The organism is Mesorhizobium sp. M0626 (assembly GCF_040320665.1).
Taxonomy (GTDB): Bacteria; Pseudomonadota; Alphaproteobacteria; order Rhizobiales; family Rhizobiaceae; genus Mesorhizobium.
In genome coordinates, this window is sequence record NZ_JAMYQD010000006.1 from 285,001 (window position 1) to 288,508 (window position 3,508).

The 3,508-nt window shown below is 59.2% G+C and carries 2 protein-coding genes, 1 tRNA gene and 2 rRNA genes (1 of these 5 cut by a window edge); 4 read left to right on the forward strand and 1 reads right to left on the reverse strand.

What is annotated here, in order from left to right; all coding sequences use genetic code 11:
• The 3 genes from NKI37_RS10030 to NKI37_RS10040 all read left to right on the forward strand — a co-directional run.
• A 23S ribosomal RNA gene (locus NKI37_RS10030) occupies window positions 1-941 on the forward strand; it begins 1,861 nt to the left of the window's first position.
• A gap of 200 nt (window positions 942-1,141) precedes the next feature.
• Window positions 1,142-1,256 (forward strand): 5S ribosomal RNA (gene rrf, locus NKI37_RS10035).
• A gap of 258 nt (window positions 1,257-1,514) precedes the next feature.
• Window positions 1,515-1,591: transfer RNA gene (locus NKI37_RS10040), tRNA-Met, on the forward strand.
• Window positions 1,592-1,910: 319 nt separating this feature from the next.
• Here NKI37_RS10040 and NKI37_RS10045 read toward each other — a convergent pair.
• The gene (locus NKI37_RS10045) at window positions 1,911-2,699 is read right to left on the reverse strand and encodes a SapC family protein (protein ID WP_352791851.1); all 789 of its coding nucleotides are present in this window, start codon (window positions 2,697-2,699) and stop codon (window positions 1,911-1,913) included.
• Between the two features lie 262 nt (window positions 2,700-2,961).
• Here NKI37_RS10045 and NKI37_RS10050 point away from each other — a divergent pair.
• Window positions 2,962-3,508 (forward strand): IS256 family transposase (locus NKI37_RS10050; RefSeq protein WP_352794420.1); only part of this gene is annotated, 547 nt, incomplete at its 3' end.

Genomic DNA, 3,508 nt, shown 5'->3' on the forward strand with positions numbered 1-3,508 from the left:
TCGGGTAAGTTCCGACCTGCACGAATGGCGTAACGACTTCCCCGCTGTCTCCAGCATAGACTCAGTGAAATTGAATTCCCCGTGAAGATGCGGGGTTCCTGCGGTTAGACGGAAAGACCCCGTGCACCTTTACTATAGCTTTACATTGGCATTCGTAGTGGCATGTGTAGGATAGGTGGTAGGCTTTGAAACCTGGGCGCCAGCTCAGGTGGAGCCACCCTTGAAATACCACCCTTATTACTATGGATGTCTAACCGCGGCCCGTTATCCGGGTCCGGGACAATGTATGGTGGGTAGTTTGACTGGGGCGGTCGCCTCCTAAAGAGTAACGGAGGCGCGCGATGGTGGGCTCAGAACGGTCGGAAATCGTTCGCTGAGTGCAATGGCATAAGCCTGCCTGACTGCGAGACTGACAAGTCGAGCAGAGACGAAAGTCGGTCATAGTGATCCGGTGGTCCCGCGTGGAAGGGCCATCGCTCAACGGATAAAAGGTACGCCGGGGATAACAGGCTGATGACCCCCAAGAGTCCATATCGACGGGGTTGTTTGGCACCTCGATGTCGACTCATCGCATCCTGGGGCTGGAGCAGGTCCCAAGGGTATGGCTGTTCGCCATTTAAAGCGGTACGTGAGTTGGGTTCAGAACGTCGTGAGACAGTTCGGTCCCTATCTGCCGTGGGTGTAGGAATATTGAAAGGATCTGTCCCTAGTACGAGAGGACCGGGATGGACGGATCTCTGGTGGACCTGTTGTGGCGCCAGCCGCATAGCAGGGTAGCTATATCCGGACGGGATAACCGCTGAAGGCATCTAAGCGGGAAACCCACCTTAAAACGAGTATTCCCTGAGAACCGTGGAAGACGACCACGTTGATAGGCCGGGTGTGGAAGAGCGGCAACGCTTGAAGCTTACCGGTACTAATAGTTCGATCGGCTTGATCGTTCTCATTCCTTATGCTCATCGTGAACACGATGATCTGACCAGCGCTCACGCATGAGCGGCCCTTACAGGGCCTATGCTCCGCGAGGGCGCCGGAAAACCGGCGACGCGCAGTCGCGCTTGCGGACTTTGTCCGTTAGCTAGACACAAACGTCGCCTTGGCACGAAAAAACAGCTTCTCGATATAACGTGCGTTTTGCCGACCTGGTGGTTATGGCGGAGCGGCTGCACCCGATCCCATTCCGAACTCGGCCGTGAAACGCTCCAGCGCTGATGGTACTTCGTCTCAAGACGCGGGAGAGTAGGTCGCTGCCAGGTCTGCAAAACGCACGTTGAACTCTCATCCGCAAACCGGATGAAACTGAAATCTTCTCTCTACCAAAAGGCCCGCCAAGGGATCACGGGCCGCGCAAGCGGCCCTTTCATTTGGTCAGCCATATACCTATCTGTAAGCCATCCTGTTCATAGGCCCAGGCTTACGTCCAGATAAGCAAGCAAACGCTTGCTTCAGATCCGGAGCAGGCAAGAGCTTGCCCTGGAGAGTCCGGAGCAAGCAAGAGCTTGCCCTGGAGGTGACGCGGGGTGGAGCAGCCCGGTAGCTCGTCAGGCTCATAACCTGAAGGTCACAGGTTCAAATCCTGTCCCCGCAACCAACAAAAAAAGCCCGCTTCACGCGGGCTTTTTGCGTTCGGACCGTGATCGATGGCCGCGACCGGCTATTCAACGATCGAGGAGGGCAGCAAGGCTGGCGTGCTCGACTTTATTGACAGGTCCGCGAACCGGGGGGTGATGCCGCCTCGGCGCATTTCGGCGAGAGCTACACGTCGAGCATTGGGAGTTCGCCAGCCCGTCATGGCAAGCGATCTGCACGACAACAGCATGATTCGAGCCGCGGAGAGATCGTCGTGCGAAGGCGCGAACCGTTGATTTAAACAACCCGCGCCTTGCCGAAGCTTTTCGTCGCGGGCCGCGTCAGCCAGCTCGCCGCAATGACGCCTGGAAGGCCAGCGAGGTCCAGCTGTTGCTCGAGGCGAGATGGCAATAGAGCAGCGCAAGCGCGCCGGATTTCCTGAGATCAAGAAACGCCTCGTCGCTCAATTTGTTGAAGGCCGGCTCGTCGATCACCTGAAAGTCGGTGAGGTTGAGGGTCTCGCCGCCCTCCAGCGTCACCTTGCTCTGCCGCGGCGCGAACAGGCCGTGCGCGTCGATCTTGTCGATCATGGCGCGAGTCGCATTGAAGTCGGTCTGGAACTGGCTGCAGAAGGCGAGCGCCTGCTTCGAGGCCTCGGCCGGCTCGTTGCCGTCGAAGAAGGGCGCGGTCTCGTCGCTGTCCTTGGACGAAGGCATCTGCTCGACGACGCGTTCGCTGGCACGGTCGATGCACAACGTCAGGCGGCCGGTCGTTTTCGATTCATCGGCGAGGATGAAGGGGTAACGGCGGACATAGGCGGGAATGTAATGCGGCTCCGCCCATTTGCCGTCGGCGCCTACGAACAGGTTCTGGTCCTGGCGCAGACCGGTGATGATGACAGGCGCCTTGGCGTCGCCAATGAAAACGATCGGGCGCATCGCCGCGGGCATTTCCGATGCGACGACGGGGATGGCGTGCGCGGTGCGGGCAAAGGAGAAATCGGCCCGCGCCGTAAGGCCGAGTGAGCCGTGCCGCAGCGGATTGAGCGCCTCGGGTTTTTTGTAGAACAGCGGCAGCGCGTTGGTCGCGGTGCTTCCGGCCGGGGCCGTGTCTGTTTTCGCGTCAGTCATCCCTAGTGTTCTCCTCTTATACCATTCCGGTTTAGGCCAGTGGCTGCCGGTGCGCAACGCGTTGACGGCTGCTTCACCCTACGTGGCCAAGATAAATCTATCTGTTTGTTTGATCGTGCTCTTTTGTACTTCTGGAGATCGAGCTCTATAGACAGCACGCCATGGGTAGTGTGCTGAGAGTTCTGCAAATTCGCTGAGAGGGGGCGGTCATGGCAGGCTGGTGATTGTTCACGTCACCTGATTCCCGCGAAGGAACGCCACCATGACCAAGACAGAAGGTAAATCGACCAGCGCTGCCGTCAAAGACATTTTGCTTTCGAACCCGGATGGATTGCACGAAGTGCTCCGTGCGGTGATGCAGGAGGTGCTTGAGGCCGAGATGGACGAGGCGCTGGGTGCCTCGAAGAGCGAGCGCACGCCCGAACGGCTTGGCTATCGCTCGGGCTATTACGGCCGTACCCTTGTGACGCGGGTCGGCAAGCTCGAGCTGCGGGTTCCGCAGGACCGGGCCGGGCGCTTCTCCACCGAGCTGTTCGAGCGCTACCAGCGTTCCGAGCGGGCCTTGGTGGCGACACTGGCGGAGATGTATGTGCAGGGCGTGTCGACCCGCAAGGTGAAGGCGATCACGGAAGAACTGTGCGGCCATGCCTTCTCGGCCTCGTCGATCTCGGCCATCAACAAGCGGCTGGACGAGAGCCTCGCTGCCTTTGCCAGGCGCCCCCTTCAAGAGCCGTTTCCTTACCTCATCCTCGATGCGCGCTACGAGAAGGTGCGTGAAGCCGGTGTTGTCATGAGCCAGGCGGTGCTGA

Bases quoted from the DNA above. Each gene is read 5' to 3' on its own strand.
- NKI37_RS10045 (WP_352791851.1), bottom strand. From the start codon at position 2,699: ATGACTGACGCGAAAACAGACACGGCCCCGGCCGGAAGCACCGCGACC.